Annotated in this window: 12 protein-coding genes; 3 read left to right on the top strand and 9 right to left on the bottom strand. The window is 67.3% G+C overall.

The window, feature by feature from the left end:
* Positions 1-277: 277 nt before the first annotated feature.
* Together KEG38_RS53375 and KEG38_RS53370 are read right to left on the bottom strand one after the other, a co-directional pair.
* Positions 278-1,318, bottom strand: a complete 1,041-nt coding sequence (locus tag KEG38_RS53375) for an STAS domain-containing protein (RefSeq protein WP_272428771.1) — start codon at positions 1,316-1,318, stop codon at positions 278-280.
* Between the two features lie 405 nt (positions 1,319-1,723).
* On the bottom strand, positions 1,724-1,912 hold the full coding sequence (locus KEG38_RS53370) for a hypothetical protein (protein ID WP_272428769.1): 189 nt from the start codon (positions 1,910-1,912) through the stop codon (positions 1,724-1,726).
* A 179-nt stretch (positions 1,913-2,091) separates the two neighbouring features.
* On the opposite strand from KEG38_RS53370, the gene KEG38_RS53365 reads away from it, so the two are divergent.
* Both KEG38_RS53365 and KEG38_RS53360 read left to right on the top strand, forming a co-directional pair.
* A complete protein-coding gene (locus KEG38_RS53365; RefSeq protein ID WP_272428767.1) occupies positions 2,092-3,186 on the top strand; it encodes a Hint domain-containing protein in 1,095 nt (364 codons plus the stop codon).
* 255 nt (positions 3,187-3,441) lie between these two features.
* Positions 3,442-4,536, top strand: coding sequence for a Hint domain-containing protein (locus KEG38_RS53360; RefSeq protein WP_272428764.1), 1,095 nt, complete (start codon positions 3,442-3,444; stop codon positions 4,534-4,536).
* A 146-nt stretch (positions 4,537-4,682) separates the two neighbouring features.
* Here KEG38_RS53360 and KEG38_RS53355 read toward each other — a convergent pair whose 3' ends face one another.
* The 6 genes from KEG38_RS53355 to KEG38_RS53330 form a co-directional block, all read right to left on the bottom strand.
* Positions 4,683-6,944 carry an FG-GAP repeat domain-containing protein gene (locus KEG38_RS53355; RefSeq protein ID WP_272428762.1) on the bottom strand — a complete coding sequence of 754 codons (2,262 nt, stop codon included), beginning with the start codon at positions 6,942-6,944 and terminating at the stop codon, positions 4,683-4,685.
* A gap of 38 nt (positions 6,945-6,982) precedes the next feature.
* Positions 6,983-8,128 carry a hypothetical protein gene (locus tag KEG38_RS53350; protein WP_272428761.1) on the bottom strand — a complete coding sequence of 382 codons (1,146 nt, stop codon included), beginning with the start codon at positions 8,126-8,128 and terminating at the stop codon, positions 6,983-6,985.
* Positions 8,129-8,472: 344 nt separating this feature from the next.
* Positions 8,473-9,294 (bottom strand): hypothetical protein, encoded by an 822-nt coding sequence (locus KEG38_RS53345; protein ID WP_272428759.1) that lies wholly within the window; start codon positions 9,292-9,294, stop codon positions 8,473-8,475.
* Between the two features lie 94 nt (positions 9,295-9,388).
* Positions 9,389-10,492 (bottom strand): Hint domain-containing protein, encoded by a 1,104-nt coding sequence (locus tag KEG38_RS53340; protein WP_272428757.1) that lies wholly within the window; start codon positions 10,490-10,492, stop codon positions 9,389-9,391.
* A 1,129-nt stretch (positions 10,493-11,621) separates the two neighbouring features.
* Positions 11,622-12,011: a chemotaxis protein CheD gene (locus tag KEG38_RS53335; RefSeq protein ID WP_272428756.1), complete on the bottom strand. Its 390-nt coding sequence runs from the start codon at positions 12,009-12,011 to the stop codon at positions 11,622-11,624.
* Between the two features lie 122 nt (positions 12,012-12,133).
* Positions 12,134-12,505, bottom strand: a complete 372-nt coding sequence (locus KEG38_RS53330) for a response regulator (protein WP_272428754.1) — start codon at positions 12,503-12,505, stop codon at positions 12,134-12,136.
* A 365-nt stretch (positions 12,506-12,870) separates the two neighbouring features.
* On the opposite strand from KEG38_RS53330, the gene KEG38_RS53325 reads away from it, so the two are divergent.
* Positions 12,871-13,938: a D-alanine--D-alanine ligase family protein gene (locus KEG38_RS53325; protein WP_272428753.1), complete on the top strand. Its 1,068-nt coding sequence runs from the start codon at positions 12,871-12,873 to the stop codon at positions 13,936-13,938.
* On the opposite strand, the gene KEG38_RS53320 is transcribed toward KEG38_RS53325, so the two are convergent.
* Positions 13,850-17,074, bottom strand: coding sequence for a fused MFS/spermidine synthase (locus KEG38_RS53320; RefSeq protein ID WP_272428752.1), 3,225 nt, complete (start codon positions 17,072-17,074; stop codon positions 13,850-13,852). The two genes, KEG38_RS53325 and KEG38_RS53320, sit on opposite strands and share 89 nt — an antisense overlap.
* Between the last annotated feature and the right edge of the window lie 703 nt (positions 17,075-17,777).

The raw sequence follows: 17,777 nt of genomic DNA, 5'->3' as shown, positions 1-17,777 counted from the left end.
ACCAGGGCAAGCCCTGGACTCGAGCTGGAAGAACTGCGCGATGCGCAGTTCTTCCACGGGCCGGTGGCAAGACCAGGAGGGGGGGTTGCACGCTGGCGACGGGCCTGTTGAATCGTCAGCGCCGCGGTCTTGATGGGCAGGGTCGTCGCTGGTCTTGCCTCGGCCTGTTCGATGAACTGCGCATCGCGCAGTTCATCGACCCCGGGTCCAGCGCTTGCGCTGGTCCAGGTCCAGGGGCGGACAGCCCCTGGTCGGGGTCCGGGGTGAAACCCCGGCGCTACGCTTTGCCCTGCCGGAGCCCGCGCAGGCAATGCTGGAGGCCCTGACGCAGGGTTGCGTGCGTCACGATGCCGCCGAGGTCCACGCCGAGCGTCACCATCGTCTGCGCGACACTCGGCCGGATGCCCGTGATGATGCCTTCCGCGCCGAGCAGCTGCACCGCGCGCAGCAGGTCGAGCATGTAGCCTGCCGTGGCTGTGTCCACGGCCTCGACGCCCGTCAGATCCAGCAAAACGAACTGGGATGCCTTGTTCACCACCTCGGCGAGCAGGTTCGTCATCACCATGGCTGCGCGCGTCGAATCGACCACGCCGAGCAGCGGCAATGCCAGCACCTTGTCCCAGACCTCGATGATGGGCGTCGACAGCTCGCTGATCACGCGCTGCTGGCGTTCGATCGTCGTGAGCCTCTCGCGCAGCTCCTGCTCGGCGTGCCGGGCCTCGGTGACGTCCATCGACACGAGCGAGACGAGCTCGACCTCGCCGGCTGCGTTTTTCAGCGGAAAGCACCAGTTCTGCCAGATGATGCCTCCGTACTCCCAGGAGACCTGCACGATCTCGCCGTTGAACGCGCGCTCGACGTAGGGCGCGCATGCGTGCTCGCCGAAGACCTCGTGGAAGCTCTGCCCGACGAACTGCCCGTCCTGGAGACCCAGTCCTTCGAGGGCTTTGCCTTCGTAATAGATGATGTAGCCTGCCTGATCGACGGCCCACATGGCCACGGGCGCCGTCGACAGGAGCACGCGCAGGATGGCCAGGCGCCGCGCGACGTCCGGATCCTTTCGACCATCGATGATCCCGTCGCCGAGGAAGGCGGTGGGCTCGCGGCGCAACAACTGGGGTGCGCGCAAGTGACCGGTCGCGGGATCGACGACATAAAGCGAGAGCGCGAACCCACGCTCCACGATCGTGTTTGCTTGCTCCTCCGAAAGTCCGAACGCCAAGCATGCGGCGAGCAGCCGCTCGCGCGGCGCGGGACCATGGGCATGGAGCAGTTTCGCGACTGCGGCCGCGTATGCCGCCGCCTGAATGTCCGTCATCGTGCCAAGTTGCCCCAACTGCCCGCGTGAAATCAACGCGCTCCCGCGTGTCCGAGGAGGCTTTCGTGCCCTTTTCCCACCCGCCACGTGTGGCAGGTCTCAATCCCGCTTGGATTCCGGGCTTTCCACGTGTGGCAGCGCCGTATGCCGAACGGGGAGGATTACGTACACACGTGTCACATGATTGACGGCGTCCTCGCGAATGTCCTGCCACGCTGTGCAGATGCCTGCGGAGGTCGGGGGCGGGCGGTGACACATGTGGCAGGCCCGGGACGAGGTCGGCTCGGTCGGGGTGCCACGTGGGGAAGGTGGCTCGGGAGCGCGGCGGATGCGGGTGAACCAGAGGGTACCCGGGAGGGGAGGTCGGCGAGGGCGGGTTCCACGTGTGTCGGCCGGGGATCGGGCTCAGAGGCAGTGAATGGACAGCTTCACCGCCAGCAGGCGTCCAGCGTCGTCGTTTACCGCATTCATGAACGGCCAATCCAGCCCAGGAGAAGAGGGCTGGCCCGAATGGCGGCTACGGTCCAGCTCGATGCCCCGCTGCTGCGGCTGCTTTACGTCTAGCCTGCCTGGCGCCTCGACCAGCATTTTCACGAACAGCGGTGGCGGTACCCCCGGGTTGGTAGTGCGTAACAATTCCGACATGTGCGACGCGCGGGAGCCTGGCATGCTCGCTCGAATGTGACGCGCAGGCGCCACGCAGAAGCTCGAATGACGAGGGCATCCGCAGGCTTTTCGCGCTCCCGACGCAATATAACCAAGCGAGATTTGCCATGACCATCCAGAGCGTTATTTGCCATCTGTCCGCGCTGACCTTCGCCGCCGCCACGCTGGGCGCTGCTTCCGTGGCCCAGGCCGAACCCTTAATCCAGGGTCGTTGTGCCAACGACGTGCTCTCGCCCGACCAGGCGCGCCTGCGCCTCGAATGGGCGCGCGCCTGCGGCGTCCCCCATCACGTCGGGGCATTCGACACCGGACTGGCGTCGGCGAACAATGCCGGCTACCTCTGGGAGTACATCGAGACATTCGATTTCTGGGGGAAGAACGCGTACTCCGGCATCTCCAGCGGCAATCAGATCAACGACACGTTCGTCCGCAACCAGTACTACAACGGGCCGACGTACCAGTTCACCGTGAACGGGTACAAGAAGTGGGCGCGGACGAACCTCCTGCCGCAGCCCATGTACCCCACGTTCGGAAACACCGCTGACATCAACACCGCGACGCCGCTCTACCCGCACCCGACGCTCGCGGATTGCCGGCTCTACTTCGACAAGAAGGGGCAGCTGCCGATCCCTGTGGGGGGCAGCTTCTACGTGAACGCCTATTGCGCATCGGGCTGCTACACGCCCGACCAGAAGGTGCTCTTCCCCGATGGGGAGAAACCCATCCTCGACGCGATGAACGAGGTCGTTCCGAAAATGATGACTCTCTCCACGGGCTCCACGCTGGAGAGCCCCGAGCTCGTGCGCAACGAGGTCTACAGCTACACGAGCGAGCTGCACGATGGCACGCACGTGATCTTCGTCCTCAAGACGGCCTCCGGCGGCGAGCTGCGCGTCACGGACAAGCACCCCGTCATCGACGGGCGCGGCAAGGTCGTCGAGGCCCGCTCGCTCAAGGTGGGTAACAACCTCATTCGCCCCGACGGCAGCTTCGACCCCATCGTCTCCGTGGAGAAGACGCTGCACAGGGGCAAGGTCTACAACATTCGTCCGGCGACGGAGGACCGCGTGTCGAACGTGCTCGTGGCGCAGGGCTACCTGGTTGGCTCCTCGCGTTACCAGAACGAGGATGCCGATTACATGAACCGGGTGATCCTCGGCCGTGCCATTCCCAAGGACGTCCTCCCGGGCGTCGAGCCCTGACGAACCCACCGCGCGGACGCCGCCACGTCCGGAGGGGAGGGGCGGCGTCCGCGCGAACGAGCGCGTCCACCCCACCACCAGCGGCGCCGGCAACGACCGGGGTTGTTTGTGCGGACAATTCCGACATGTGCGACGCGCGGGAGCCTGGCATGCTCGCTCGAATGTGACGCGCAGGCGCCACGCGGAAGCGCGAATGACGAGAGCATACGCAGGCTTTTCGCGCTCCCGACGCAATGCAAGCAAGCGAGGTTTGCCATGAGCATCCAGACGGTTATTCGCCATCTGTCCGCGCTGACCTTCGCCGTCGCCACGCTGGGCGCTGCTTCCGTGGCCCAGGCCGAACTCGTTCTCCAGGCCTGTTGTGCCCACGACCCGCTCCGCCCCGACGAGGCGCGCAAGCGCCTCGAATGGGCGCGCGCCTGCGGTGTGCCCAACCACGTCGAGGTTATCGATACCGCACTGCCGTCGGCGAACGGTGCCGGCAACCTCGTGGAGTACATCGAGACATTCGATCTCTGGGGGAAGAACGCGTACTCCGGCATCTCCAACGGCAATGAGATCAACGACACGTTCGTCCGCAACCAGTACTACAACGGGGCGACGAGCCAGTTCATCGTGAACGGGTTCAAGAAGTGGACGCGGACGAACCTCCTGCCGCGGCCCGCGTACCCCACGTTCGGAAACGCCGCTGACGTCAACACCGCGAAGCCGCTCTTCCCGCACCCGACACTCGCGGATTGCCGGCTCTACTTCGACAAGAACGGGCAGCATCCGCTCCCTGTCGGGGACAGCTTCTACGTGAACGCCTATTGCATATCGACTTGCTACACGCCCGACCAGAAGGTGCTCTTCCCCGATGGGGAGAAACCCATCCTCGACGCGATGAACGAGCTCGTTCCGAAAATGATGACCCTCTCCACGGGCTCCACGCTGGAGAGCCCCGAGCTCGTGCCCAACGAGGTCTACAGCTACACGCGCGAGCTGCACGATGGCACGCACGTGATCTTCGTCCTCAAGACGGCCTCCGGCGGCGAGCTACGCGTCACGGACAAGCACCCCGTCATCGACGGGCGCGGCAAGGTCGTCGAGGCCCGCTCGCTCAAGGTGGGTAACAAACTCATTCGCCCCGACGGCAGCTTCGACCCCATCGTGTCCGTGGAGAAGACGCTGCACAGGGGCAAACTCTACAACATTCGTCCGGTGACGGAGGACCGCGTGTCGAACGTGCTCGTGACGCAGGGCTACCTGGTTGGCTCCTCGCATTACCAGAACGAGGATGTCGATTACATGAACCGGGTGCTCCTCGGCCGCGCCATTCCCAAGGTCGTCCTCCCGGGCATCAGGCCCTGACGAACCCACCGCGCTGACGCCGCCACGTCCGGAGGGGAGGGGCGGCGTCGGCGCGACCGTCCTGTGCCCTGCCAGATGAAGGAGGACTCCAGCATGACGTCGAAGGTGGCCGGCGTCTGCTCTCGCCCGTCGGTTACGTCGCGATTTCAGCGCGTGAGCGGGACGTCCCCGGAGACGCCCCATTTCCTCTGGAACGAGCTCGACCAGCCGCTCGACGACGTGAGCGCGTTCCACGTCCCGTCAGAGGGCCGGAAGAACAGAAGCTCCGCCTTTCCGTCGCCGTCGAGGTCCGCGCCCGCGAGAGGCGTGTCGGTCGATGCACCCCAGATCTTCACGAGGGAGCTCTGCCAGTTGCTCGTCGACGTACGGATCGTCCACGTCCCGTCGGAGGGGCGGAAGACCGCCATGTCGGCCTGCCCATCGCCGTCGTAATCCGCGCCGGGGACGGCCACATCGCCCACGTTGCCCACGATCCCCTGAATGGCGCTCTGCCAGTTGCTCGACGATGTGAGCACGTTCATCGTCCGGTTCCCGGGCCGGAAAATCACGAAATCGGCCTTCCGATCGCCGTCATAATCGGCGCCCGCGAGCGGCACGTCGCCGTTGATGCCCCATTTCCTCTGGAGCATGCTCTGCCAGCTCGTCGCCGATGTGAGGACCGAGAAATTCGCCGTCGCGGGATCCCATATCGAGATGTCCGCCTTGCCATCGCCGTCGAAATCCGCGCCCGCGAGGGCCATGACCCCGCTCGCGCCGAGCTTCCGTGTGATCGCGTTCTGCCAGTCGCTCGACGACGTGAGGATGGTGAACGTCCTGTCCGAGGGGCGGAATGCGGTCATGTCGGCGCGGCCATCGCCGTCGAAATCGGCCCCGCCGAGGCCCTGATCCCCGACCTGCCCGATCGTCCGAAAGGTCGCGGACTCGAAGCCGCCCGAGGAGCGCAGCACGTTCATCGTGCGGTTGCCGGGACGGAACACGACGATCTCTGCGCGGCGATCGTCGTCAAAATCGGCGGGCGACGTGGGCCGGTTCAGGAAGTCCTCGAAGACCACCTTGCGGTGCGGCAGGAACACGGTCGTGAGGGCGGGCGAGATGGGGAATCGATTGCCTTCGGGACCCGCCTCCTGGAACTCGGAGACGTGGACGAACCCGAGCGAAGAAGGCCAGGTCAGGCCTCCGCCGAGGTTCGTCCCATTGGAGAGCTGGTGGCAGCCGCCGCAGGAGAGCGCCTCGGCGCGGGCGACGATCTGCGTCGGCGTGAGGTTGCTGCCGAGGGCCAAAAGCTTCGCCTGAATGGCGGTCCCGAAGGCACCGCCGCCGCCGAACTGTGCGGTGTAATCGTTCGCGCTCGGCGCCTGGGAGACGCTGTCGCCAGCGTTGAAGATGTCGGGTACCTGGTACACGAAAAGGTTGATGTCGGGCACGGCGAGGCTCTCGAGCTGCGAGACGAAGTGGTCCTGGAATGCCTGCCGGCGCGGCTCGATTGAGTTCGGGCCGAAGAGGGCGCCGAAAGGGTTCACCTTGTCCGTGACGGGGACGAACTTCAGCGCGCACCCCGCGGCGGGGCAGGATTTCTGAAGCGCGAACTCGCGCAGGGACCAGGGGCCCTGCATGAACTGGTTCGTGCGCACCTGGCCCGTGGGGCGCCTGAGGCCCGTGTTGCCGTAGTTGTCCACGTGGATCACGGGCGAGACGCCGGGGAGCCCGTCGAAATAGAAGTCATGGAGCAGGGCGGCGCGCGAGGCGACATTGCTGTTGCTCGAGAGATCCCTCCAGAAATTCGCCACGGGCCGGCACCCCTCGAGGCCGATCTCGGGACGCGGGTTGGGCAGGACGGCCTCGAAGTTGACGAGGTTGCGCCCGCCCCCGGAGGTCCGGGCGAAGATCACCCGGTACTCGCCGCAATGCGCCCCGTTGGCCGGCGCGAGGTCGAAGCGGTTGAAGAGGCCGATCGCGGTGTAGTGTGTGATTTCCGTCGCCGGCGCGCTCGCCTGACCGCCCTCGGTGGTCCGGCACGGATAGGAGAAGCCATTCAGCGAGGTCTGCTTGTTCGTGATCTGGTCGTCGCAATGGGGGCCGCTCGTCGTTCCCGGCTTCGGGTTCTGCGTGTCCCACAACTGCTCGAAGAGCGACAGCCCGGTGACACCGGGCACGCCGCTCTGCGCCGCGAGCGCGTCGAGCACCGCCTGGAGCGTGAAACGCGAGGTGATCGCCACCTCGGTGACCGCGAGCGAGCGTCGGGCATCGATCGTCACCGGACCCGGGACCAGCGCAAGCTCCGCGACCCCGATGCCCCCGCGATCGGAGCGAGGGGGCCCTTCATCGCTTCCATCGTCGTGCCTGGTCTCCCCGCAGCCCGCGCCCCCGAGCGCGATGACGACGAGACCCGCGATGGTATCCCTCCGCATGATGAACCTCGCTTCCTCAGGAGATCTGCGATCCCATGTCAATGCGCGACGCGGCGGAAGAAGAGGTCCTCCTTCCCAGCTCCGGGGCCGAGGAGCTCACCTTCGACATGGCCCGCGATGACGATGCCGCCGCAGCCGTCCGGGGCGAGCGCCGAGACGTGCTCGCGCGCCGTCGTGCTTGCCTGCCATGTCCTCACCTGCGCTCCCTGCGCATCGAATACCAGGACAAACGGCTCCTCCGCGCCGCTCCCGCCTCCCCCGGGAAGCAGGCTCCCCGGGCTCATCCCGGAGACGTACACCTGACCGTCGGGCCCGACGTCGAGGGATGTCACCCAATCGGATGCGGCGGAGCCAGCCTGCGCGGCCCAGAGCGTTTTGCCCGTGTCGGGCGCGAGCTTCAGGACGAACGCGTCCTGCTGTCCGAAGCTCTGCTTGCCCAGCGTGAGGAAGCTCGAGCCCGCGACGATCAGCTCACCGGCGGGCGAGAGCACGACGCCGGCCACCCAGTCGAGTGTTGATTTCGAGAGGATCTTCTTCCACACGACGGTGCCGGCCGCGTCGAGCCTCTCGACGAAGACACCCTGGCCAGGCCCGCCCACCGCCACGCCCGTGACGAAGAGCGCCCCGCTACCGTCCTGCGCCGCGGCCACGCCCGTGAAGGAATCCGGGGCCGGGGTCTCTGCCTGCCACCAATTGATCTTCTTCATTCCCCCCGCAGGAATTACCGCAAACCGGCCCCAAAAGCTGTCCTCCACGGACTCGACGTAATTCGAGGGGACGTACACGTCGTCATAGCCCGCGACCACCACGTCGCCGCCCGGGAGTAAGGCGAGCGCGGTCGGGTGCTGCGGTCGTTTGGAGCCCGCCTGCGTCAAACCAAGGAGCTTTCCTTCCGTATCGAGCGCGACGACAAAGAGGTCGAATTTCCCGGCGTTCTTCTGTCCCCTGAACGCGCCGCTCGTGCGCCCGACGACGAACACCCGGCCGCGCGCGGTGTCGACGACCACGCGCTCGGCGGTGTCGGTGCCCGCCGTGTTGAAGATCCGCCGCCAGAGCTGCGTGCCGGTCGGCGAGCGTTTCTCCACGAAGCCCCGGGAGTCGCCGTCGGGCTCGATGTTCGTCACGCCCGAGAGCCCCTGCTCAAAGCCGACGAGGTAAACGTTCTGCTTGTCGTCCCGGGTCATTCCCAGGATTCGATCGTCGAGCGGGGTGCCCCTCTGCTCGTCGACGGCCCACGGCGTGCAGGAGGTCTCGCCGCCTCCGCCAGCGCCGCCTCCGCCGGTCCCGCCGCCAGCGCCTCCTTCGCCGGCCCCGCCGCCAGCGCCGCCTCCGCCAGTCCCGCCGCCAGCGCCGCCTCCGCCGGTCCCGCCCCCGGCGCCGCCTCCGCCGGTCCCGCCCCCGGCGCCGCCTTCGCCGGTCCCGCCGCCAGCGCCGCCGCCAGCACCGCCCGTCGCGTCCAAGTTGGTACGATTGCAGCCGGCGAGCACGCTGCCGAGCGAAAGCGCCACCACGAGCAGAGCCCGCGCGCTCAAGGACGCACCTCCGTCGCGAGCGAGAGCTCGTTCTTCCGCCGTTGCGCAATCGAATTCGCGATGAAATCGATCAGCGCCTCGAGCCGCGTCCCCTTCGCCGCCTGCACCACGCCCGCGGCGCGCTCCGGCGCGTGGTCGAACAGCAATGCATAGAGTTCCATCTTGTTCGTGGCGATGGAGAGGCGCATGTCCGTGCCCATTTCTTCGGTGAAGTTGTCCGCCAGGAGGATCTGCTCGATCGTGTCGAGCAACGCCTCGTGCGAGGGGTTCTCGCCCCACACGAGCGCTTCGCGCAGGTAATCGATCTTCACCATGCGCGTCATGTTTCCCTGGAGCGTCTCCCTCGTCTCGCCAGGATGGAGGAGACCCTGCTTCACCTCGGCGTACATCGTCTGGTCGGAGAGCAGCTTCTCGTATTGCTTGCGGCTCTCGCGATCCAGCAGAACGTGCTCGTAGTAATAGAGGAACGTGCCGACGTTCTTGTCCTTGTCCACGATGTTCCTGAGCAGGTCGCCGAGGGGGTTGTCATCCCATTCGTCGCTGGACGGCGTGGCCGGCTCCTCATCCTGCGTCGCAGTCTCCGCAGGCGCCTCCAGCGACAGGCGAGGGGCGGTCGGCGCGACTTCCCGGTCGATCACGGGATTCGTCTCGTGGCCCTGGATCGCGACGGTCGCGTGCGGCGTGTGCGCCGCGATTTCGCCCCGCCGGAGTAGGAACAACCCGCCGAGCGCGCCAAGCGCGAGCGCGGCGACTGCCCTTGTTCGCTTGGATTTGCGCTTCGCGCAGGGGGGCCGCCTGGAAGCATTTTTCGACGTCATGCTGGAGTCCTCCTTCAATCTGGCAGGGCACGGGACGGTCGCGCGGACGCCGCCTCTCCCCTCCGGGCGTGGCGGCGTCCGCGCGGTGGATTCGTCAGGGCCTGACGCCCGGGAGGACGATCTTGGGAATGGCACGGCCGAGGATCACCCGGTTCATGTAATCGACATCCTCGTTCTGGTAACGCGAGGAGCCAACCAGGTAGCCCTGCGCCACGAGCACGTTCGACACGCGGTCGCTCGTCACCGGACGAATGTTGTAGACCTTGCCCCTGTGCAGCGTCTTCTCCACGGAGACGATGGGGTCGAAGCTGCCGTCGGGGCGAATGAGGTTGTTACCCACCTTGAGCGAGCGGGCCTCGACGACTTTGCCGCGCCCGTCGATGACGGGGTGCTTGTCCGTCACGCGCAGCTCGCCGCCGGAGGCCGTCTTGAGGACGAAAATCACGTGCGTGCCATCGTGCAGTTCGCGCGTGTAGCTGTAGACCTCGTTGCGCACGAGCTCGGGGCTCTCCAGCGTGGAGCCCGTGGAGAGGGTCATCATTTTCGGAGCGAGCTCGTTCATCGCGTCGAGGATGGGCTTCTCCCCATCGGGAAAGAGCACCTTCTGGTCGGGCGTGTAGCAGCTCGCTACGCAATAGCCGTTCACGAAGAAGGTGCTCCCGACAGGGATCGGCTGCTGCCCGTTCGTGTCGGAGTAGAGCCGGCAATCCGCGAGTGTCGGGTGCGGGAAGAGCGCCTTCGCGGTGTTGATGTCATGGGTGTTTCCGAACGTGGGGTACGCGGGCCGCGGCAGGTGCTTGTCGTTCGTCCGCGTCCACTTCTTGAACCCGTTCACGATGGACTGGCTCGTCGGCCCGTTGAAGTACTGGTTGCGGACGAATGTGTCGTTGATCTGATTGCCGTTGGAGATGCCGGAGTACGCGTTCAGCCCCCAGAAATCGATTGTCTCGATGTAGTCAATGAGGTCGCCGGCGCCGTTCGCCGACGGCAGTCCGGTGTTGATAGGCGGCGCGACGAAGTTGGGCACACCGCAGGCGCGCGCCCATTCGAGGCGCGTGCGCGCCTGTTCGATCGAGAGCGAGTCGTTGGAACAACGAGCCTGGAGAACGGGTTCGGCCTGGGCCACGGAAGCAGCGCCCAGCGTGGCGACGGCGAAGGTCAGCGCGGACAGATGGCAAATAACCGTCTGGATGCTCATGGCAAACCTCGCTTGCTTGCATTGCGTCGGGAGCGCGGAACGCCTGCGTATGCTCTCGTCATTCGCGCTTCCGCGTGGCGCCTGCGCGTCACATTCGAGCGAGCATGCCAGGCCCCCGCGCGTCGCACATGTCGGAATTGTCCGCACAAGCAACCCCGGTCGTTGCCGGCGCCGCCGGTGGGGGGGTTGCCGCCGCCGCCCCTGTTGGTGGACGTGCTCGTCGACGCGTCGGCTGGACGTAAAACAGCCGCCGCGGCTGGATATCAAACAGGATCGTGTAGCCTCGGGCCTGCCCAAGACGTCTCTTTCCCGGCTCGAAGCGACGCGCGACGTCCGGCTCCTTTCGAGCATCGATGATTCCGTCGCCGAGGAAGGCGTTGGGCTCGCGGTACGCGAGTTGGGCGCGCGCAAGCTGCCGCTTTCGTGCCCTTTTCCCACCTGCCACACGTGGCAGGTCTCGATCCCGCGCGGGCGCCGGGCCTGCCACGTGTGGCGGCGCCGCAAACCGAGCGAGTCGGATGGTGTACACACGTGTCACGTGACGAAGACGTCCTCGCGGGTGTCCTGCCACGCCGTGCAGTCGCCTGCGGAGGTCAGGGGCGGGCGGTGACACACGTGGCAGGCCCAGAACGAGCTCGGCTCGGCGGGGTGACACGTGGGGAAGGTGGCTCGGGAGCGCGGCGGATGCGGGTGAACCAGGGGGGACCCGGGCGGGGAGGTCGGCGAGGGCGGGTTTTACGTGTGTCGGCTGGGAATCGGGCTCAGAGGGTGTTCCACAGGCGTCGCGCCGGGGCGCTGCCCCGGACCCCGCGGGGGCTGTTCGCCCCTCGACCCGAACCAGGGCAAGCCCTGGACTCGAGTTGGAAGAACTGCGCGATGCGCAGTTCTTCCACGGGCCGGTGGCAAGACCAGAGACAGCGTTGCCAGTCATGGCGGTCTTGGTTGGCAGGGCCTTCCCTGGTCTTGCCTCGGCCTGTTCGATGAACTGCGCATCGCGCAGTTCATCGACCCCGGGTCCAGCGCTTGCGCTGGTCCGGGTGCAGGGGCGGATAGCCCCTGCTGGGGCCTGGGGCAACGCCCCAGCGCCGCGCTTCGAGATGAGACCAATGCTCAGGCCGCTGATGGAGGCTCAAAGCGTTCGAACGGAGATGGTGCCGTCGTCGGTGCAATAGGCGAGGTGCCGCCCCTTGTTCCCGCCGACGCCCTGCTCCACGATGGGGATCCCGGTGGCCTCGAGCAGCTTCAGCGCGACCGCGACGTTTTCATCGCCGAGGGACCGGACGGGGGAGGCGTGCAGGCTGATGTTCGAGCCTCCGAAGACCCGCGCGACCATGCCTTCGGCCGTGCAGCCGAGCTCCTCGAGCTGCGCCATCAGCGTTCGAAACGCCGAATCACCGAATCGCGCGGACGACGCGGTTCTCTGGGGGCAGAGGGGCAGCGTGTAATGGCAAAGCCCTGCCGTGCGTCGGTCGGCGTGAAAGAGGCAGATGGCCACGCCGGAGCCGACGACGGTCGTCACGATCGTCGGCTCTGGAGATGCGAAGAGATCGCCGGGAGGGAGGAACCTTTGCGCGCGAGAGGAGCCCGGCGGGGTTCCGGGGGGTATGGGGGGCGGCTTTGACATGCCGGGCTCCAGGGTCCTCAATCACCGATGCAGTTTTTGACTTTCTCGAGGAGCTCGATGGGCTGGATGGGCTTGGTGACGTAATCGGAGCAGCCGCTCTCGAATCCGTTCACCATCATCCCCTCGCTGCACTGGCTCGTGACGAGGATGATCGGCACGGCCTCGGTCAGGGGATCTGCACGGAGCCGCCTGCAGGTCTCGAAACCATCGATCGAGGGCATGACGACGTCGCAGAGGATGAGGTCCGGCCGCTCGGCGCGCGCTTTGCGGACGCCTTCCTCACCATCCTTGGCCATCACGATGTCGTAGCTGCGCCGCAGGATGATTTCCTCGACCCCGAGCGTGATCTCGGAGTCGTCGATGAGCAGGATCTTCTTTCGCGCCGGCATGCACACTCTCCATCACCGAGGATGAGTCGCTGAAACGTCGGACAGCGCGCGTAGACCGAACGAGTAGACGGGAACCACGTGGACCCGTCAAGACAAAAAGCGATGTCACGGCGGGTCACGCGGGTCGGAATGTCCCTGCTGTGCGCGAGGCTTCCTCCGCGGGTTCAAGCGCGCTGTCGAGAGAATCCGAAACGAGGCAATAGCCAGGGCATACCCATGCGAAATGGCAAGCCGGTGCGTTCTCAGGGCTCGCCTGCGCCTCTCGTGCGCGTTTGCCTACCGGTCGACGTCACGCTCGCACCGACGTGAAAAACCGGCGAGAGGGGGCCTTGGCGATCGGCGCGGACCATGCGAGATTCCGCATCGTGCGGATCTGCGTTCTGCTCTCGCCTTATCAGGCGGGCTCCTCTCCCCTCGCTGACCTCGACCCGCTGCCAGACCCGGCGCGCTGGCTCGACGGACACGAGGTCGACGTCGTCCTCGTCCACAAGCAAGACGCGACGGCTCAGGTGCAAGCGCTCGCCGGGAGGGGCTACGACGTCTTCCTCAACCTCTGCGACGGGACCTGGCTCGAAGAGATCGCGGGCGTCGAGGTCGTGGAGGAGCTCGAGCGGCTCGGCCTGCCGTTCACCGGCCCCACCGCGCAGCTTTACAACCTCACGAAGGCGCAGATGAAGCAAGCCGCCGTCGACCTCGGCGTCCCCACGCCGGCGTTCGTCTTCGCCCAGAGCCATGCGGATGTCGAGCGAGCAGCCCGGACCCTACATTTCCCGCTCATCGTCAAGCATTTCGATAGCTGCGGCAGCATCGGCATGACCCGAGCGTCGTGTGTCCAGACGTACGACGCGCTCGTGCACCAGGTCCGTGACATGCTCGCCCTCGCCGGCGAGGCGCTGATCGAGGAGTTCATCGAGGGCGACGAATACACGGTGCTCGTGGCGGAAAACCCGGAAGAGCCCGACGCGCCGCTCGTGTTCACGCCGGTCCGTTGTGCCTTTCCCCAGGGCGAGACGTTCAAGCACTTCGACCTGAAATGGAAGACGTACGCCACGCTCGAATGGAAGCCGTGCACCGACGAGCGCCTGGCCGCGCGGCTTACGGAGCTCACCCGGCGGATCTTCGTCGGTTTGCAAGGGGTGAGCTACGCCCGCTGCGATTTCCGGGTGGACGCGCGAGGGGAGGCCTGGTTCCTCGAGATCAATCTCCCCTGCGGTATGTTTTACGTGGAAGAAGGCAGCGCGGACATGATCTTGCGATACGACCCGATCGGGCCTCGGGCCTTTCTCGATCACATCCTCCGATGCGCCATCACGCGGAACGAGCGAAAGGCCGCGGGCGAACGGGTCATAGACAGGTCAGCCATCCCCGCCATCCCACGCACGCCGCCCGCCGCTCCGTCGCGCGAGATGCCTCCGCCGCGAGCGGGTGCATGAAGCGCGCGTAACAATCGCGCCGCAGGCCGAGCATCCGCTCGTCCCACGGCGGATGCGGTTCGAGCACCGAGAACGCCGCCACGCACGCGTTTTCCTCGGGGAGCACCTCGGCGAGATCGACCCGCACGTTCCTTCGGGTCGATTCGAGCACCAGCACCGAGAAGGGCGTGTCGAGCGCCGCGAAGAGGCGCCGCGCATCGGCGGGCGCGCTCTGGCCGAGCTCACGCGCGAGCTCCATGGCCCGGTTCATGACCACCGTCGAGGGCCAGGGATCACGCCGGTAGGCCGTGAATGCCCCTTCGAGCAGCTTCACGGCCTCGGCGCGCCGGCCCTTCGCGTATTCGTAGCGGGCGCGGATCACGTCGGCCTCGATCGGGAAATCACGGGCGTGCCGTTCGAGCAGCGGGAGGACGGCGTCGTCGCCTTTCCACGCGAGCCCTTCGGCGACGAGCGTCGTCTCCACCGGGCCGATCGGGGCTTGCTCCTGGAATCCCCATTTCGCGAGCGCGCCTTCGAGGTTGCCGGCCGCGTAATTGACGAGCGCTTGCACGCGCACCTCGGCGTCGGGCGTGAGGTACTCGGGCATGGACGGGTCCGAGCCGTCGCCCGCGACCTGGGCGGCGCGGTCCTCGGCGACCCGCACGAAATCGAGCGTGCCCGATTTCAGCGTCGGTCGATCCTCCTTGCGTTTCCGGACGGGTTCGAAGAACGTGGACACCGAGCCGAAATTGCCGACGGCCCGCGCGAAGCCGAACTCCACGCGGTTCCGGTCGTCCGTGTTGAAGACCGCGCCGGGCACGTCGGCGAGGCCCCGCGCGAAGGGAGGGCCGGCGACGTAATGCGCGAAGAGCCCCTCGATCCCCTCGGTGCGCCAGGCATTCAAGATCGCGCGCCGATAAGGCTCCGCGGCGAGCTTCGTCCGGAGGAGATCCGGATCGTGCACGAGCGGCGCCTCGGACGCGACGAGGACGAGATCACTCCAGCCGAGATACCACGTCTCGACCGCCGGAAATTCCGAGGCGAGGGTCGCGTAAATCGTGCGCAGCGTGCCTTCGTCGATCTCGTAGATCTGCACCCATTGCAGGAAAAGCCCGCCCTGCTTCAGACGGCCGCGGACGGCGCGGTAATACTCCTGCGTGAACAGGCTCGCGACGCCCGCGCGGTAGGGGTTCGAGGGCTCGGAGAAGACGACGTCGTACTGGGCCGGCACGGTCGGGAGGATTTCGCGCGCGTCGCCGAGGAGGACACGAACCTTGGGGTTCGAAAGGACGTCCTCGTTCACCGGCGCGCAGCGGCGGCCGATTTCGAGCATGGAGGGCTCGAGCTCGGCGACGTCCACGCGCTCGATCGCGGGCACCTTGCCGAGCCATCCAGCCGAGCTGCCGGTGCCGAAGCCGATCACCATGGCGTGCTTCGGATCGGGGTGGAGCAAGGCGCCGAGCAGGCCGCCCATCACCTGCGTGGAGGCGTCGCCGCGCGCATTGCCGTCGATCTTGCCATTGACGACCATCGCGATGCCGTCGGTGCCGTCGATGGCCACACTGCTCTCACGGCCCTCGGTTTGCCAGAGGATCGCGCGCTTGGCGTCCTCGATCCAGGAGCGCGTGAAGGCGGGGGTGTCGAGCAAGACCCGATCGACGCGGCCCGCGCCGATCGGCGTGTGCCGGAGGACGGCCGAGGGACCCGGCGAGAGAATGGCGACGAAGGCGAGGACGGCCGAGAGCGGGGCGGCGATCATGCGCCGCAAGGCAGGGACACGGATCGCGAAAAACGCCGCGCCGGCGGCCATGGAGAGGAGCCCGAACACCACGGCGCGCATGGATCCGAGGGCGCCGAGCGAGGGGACGAGGAAAAAGCCGCCGGCGAGCGAGCCGACCATGGCGCCGAGGGTATTGTGCGCGCCCACGGTGCCGAGGTGCGAGCCGACGCGCGCGCGGCCCTCGCCGAGGAGCGCGACGAGCAGCGGGTATTGCACGCCGGCCACGAGCGCAGCCGGGAACGCCATGATGGCCGTGAGCGCGATCCAGCCGGGCACGTAATGGAAGAGCCCCGCGCCGGCCTCGGGTCGGACCGCGAGCGCGAGCACGGCGAGCCGGTCGCCGAGCGCAAAAGGAACGGCCACGAAGAGCGCTTCGAGCGCCGCCGTGAGCGCGAGCCCCCGCGCCGACGGAGCGCGCTTGCGGAAGAGGATCGGATACAAGAGGCCCCCGAGCCCGATCCCGAGGAGCACGACGGCGAGGATGACGCCGAACGTGTACACCGTGCCGCCGAGCAGCGGGCCGAGGAGGCGATACCAGACGAGCTCGAGCCAGAAAAAGAGGAACCCCGAGAGGGCCGCGAATGCGAGGACGAACCTGGGGTCGATGCTCGGGGGCTTCGCTCCGGCAAGCGGAGCTGCGCCCCCGAACCCCCGTGGCAGGCTCGACGGCGTGGCCGCGGCGCCCTCCTTTTCGTTCGTCGTGGCGGCCGGCTCCTCCGTCATGGGGGCGAGACGTTTGTCCACGAGGAGCGCGAGGCCCGCGACGATCGCATTGAGCAGCGCGGCGACCCAGAGCGCGCCGCGCGTGCCGAGCGTCTCCAGGAGGAGCAGCGTGCAGAGCGTGGCGCCCGCGACCGCGCCGAGCGTGTTCGCCGCGTAAAGCCAGCCGACGGCGCGCCTTTGTGTATCGGTTGGGCTCTCGGCCGACCGCGCGGCGGAGGGCAAGGTGCCGCCCATGAGGACCGTGGGCGCGCCGATCACGAGGGCGGCGAGCGCGAGGCGTAGCGCCGTGCCGAGCGTCATTCCGAGCAGAAAGGTGCCGCCGGCGGCGCGATACACGATGCGCGCGAGGTCGATCGCGAACGGGCTCGCGGCCGCGAGCGCGGCAATGGCGAGCTCGAGCCGCCCATACAGGCGGAGCGGCCGCGGCGAGGCGTCGCTGCGCTTGCCGAAGAGCAAGCTGCCCGCGCCCGCGCCGCCGATGAAAATCGCGAGCACGGCGGCGCTCGCCGCCGTCGAGGACCCGAACACGAGGCGAAGCTCGCGCTGCCAGGCGGTCTGGTAGACGAGCGCCGAGAGGCCCGAGCCGAAGAGCAAGAGCGCGACCTTGAGCGGATGGGCCGAGGAGCTCGGCGTGGAGGGGCGTGGTTGGGTCATCGGGTGGGGCGCGCATCCTAGATCGGGATCACGAGGGGGTGGAAGCGGGAGCGGAAAAGGCAAAACGGAGGGGCGGGACGATCGGGAAAGAAGCGGCATGCCCGCGGAAAGGGCGGGAAGAGGGGTCGGCGCGCGGGGAGGTCGTCCTGGAAGGGGTGCAACGCGAGGTCGGCGCGCGGGGAGGTCGTCTTGGAAGGGGCGCGACGCGAGGTCGGCGCGCGGGGAGGTCGCTTTGGAAGGGGCGCGGAGACAGGTCGGCACGCGGGGAGGTCGCTTTGGAAGGGGCGCGGAGACAGGTCGGCACGCGGGGAAGTCGTCTTGGAAGGGGCGCGACGCGAGGTCGGCACGCCGGGAGGTCGCCTTGGAAGGGGTGCGACGCGAGGTCGGCGCGCGGGGAGGTCGCCTTGGAAGGGGTGCGACGCGAGGTCGGCGCGCGGGGAGGTCGTCTTGGAAGGGGCGCGACGCGAGGTCGGCGCGCTCGGGGTCGGTTTTGGACCCCTCCAGCGGACGTGGAAGCGACGGAAACGGCGTGAAACCACGACGTACATGGCCGCTATTGCGACAAGGAATGCTCATATCTTGGGAGGCGCTGCGCTGGGGCTTTGCCCCAGGCCCCACCGGGGCTATCCGCCCCTGGACCTGGACCAGCGCAAGCGCTGGACCCGGGGTCGATGAACTGCGCGATGCGCAGTTCATCGAACAG

It is taken from the genome of Polyangium jinanense (assembly GCF_028435265.1).
GTDB classification, from domain to species: domain Bacteria; phylum Myxococcota_A; class Polyangia; order Polyangiales; family Polyangiaceae; genus Polyangium; species Polyangium jinanense.
Note: the sequence above shows the minus strand (reverse complement) of the source record. Positions and strands in the feature narration are given on the sequence as shown.

Excerpts from the sequence above, each read along its gene's own strand:
- KEG38_RS53330 (WP_272428754.1), bottom strand. The coding sequence starts at position 12,505 with ATGCCGGCGCGAAAGAAGATCCTGCTCATCGACGACTCCGAGATCACG.
- KEG38_RS53320 (WP_272428752.1), bottom strand. The coding sequence starts at position 17,074 with ATGACCCAACCACGCCCCTCCACGCCGAGCTCCTCGGCCCATCCGCTC.
- KEG38_RS53350 (WP_272428761.1), bottom strand. The coding sequence starts at position 8,128 with ATGACCCGGGACGACAAGCAGAACGTTTACCTCGTCGGCTTTGAGCAG.
- KEG38_RS53375 (WP_272428771.1), bottom strand. The coding sequence starts at position 1,318 with ATGACGGACATTCAGGCGGCGGCATACGCGGCCGCAGTCGCGAAACTG.
- KEG38_RS53360 (WP_272428764.1), top strand. The coding sequence starts at position 3,442 with ATGAGCATCCAGACGGTTATTCGCCATCTGTCCGCGCTGACCTTCGCC.
- KEG38_RS53355 (WP_272428762.1), bottom strand. The coding sequence starts at position 6,944 with ATGCGGAGGGATACCATCGCGGGTCTCGTCGTCATCGCGCTCGGGGGC.
- KEG38_RS53340 (WP_272428757.1), bottom strand. The coding sequence starts at position 10,492 with ATGAGCATCCAGACGGTTATTTGCCATCTGTCCGCGCTGACCTTCGCC.
- KEG38_RS53345 (WP_272428759.1), bottom strand. The coding sequence starts at position 9,294 with ATGACGTCGAAAAATGCTTCCAGGCGGCCCCCCTGCGCGAAGCGCAAA.
- KEG38_RS53365 (WP_272428767.1), top strand. The coding sequence starts at position 2,092 with ATGACCATCCAGAGCGTTATTTGCCATCTGTCCGCGCTGACCTTCGCC.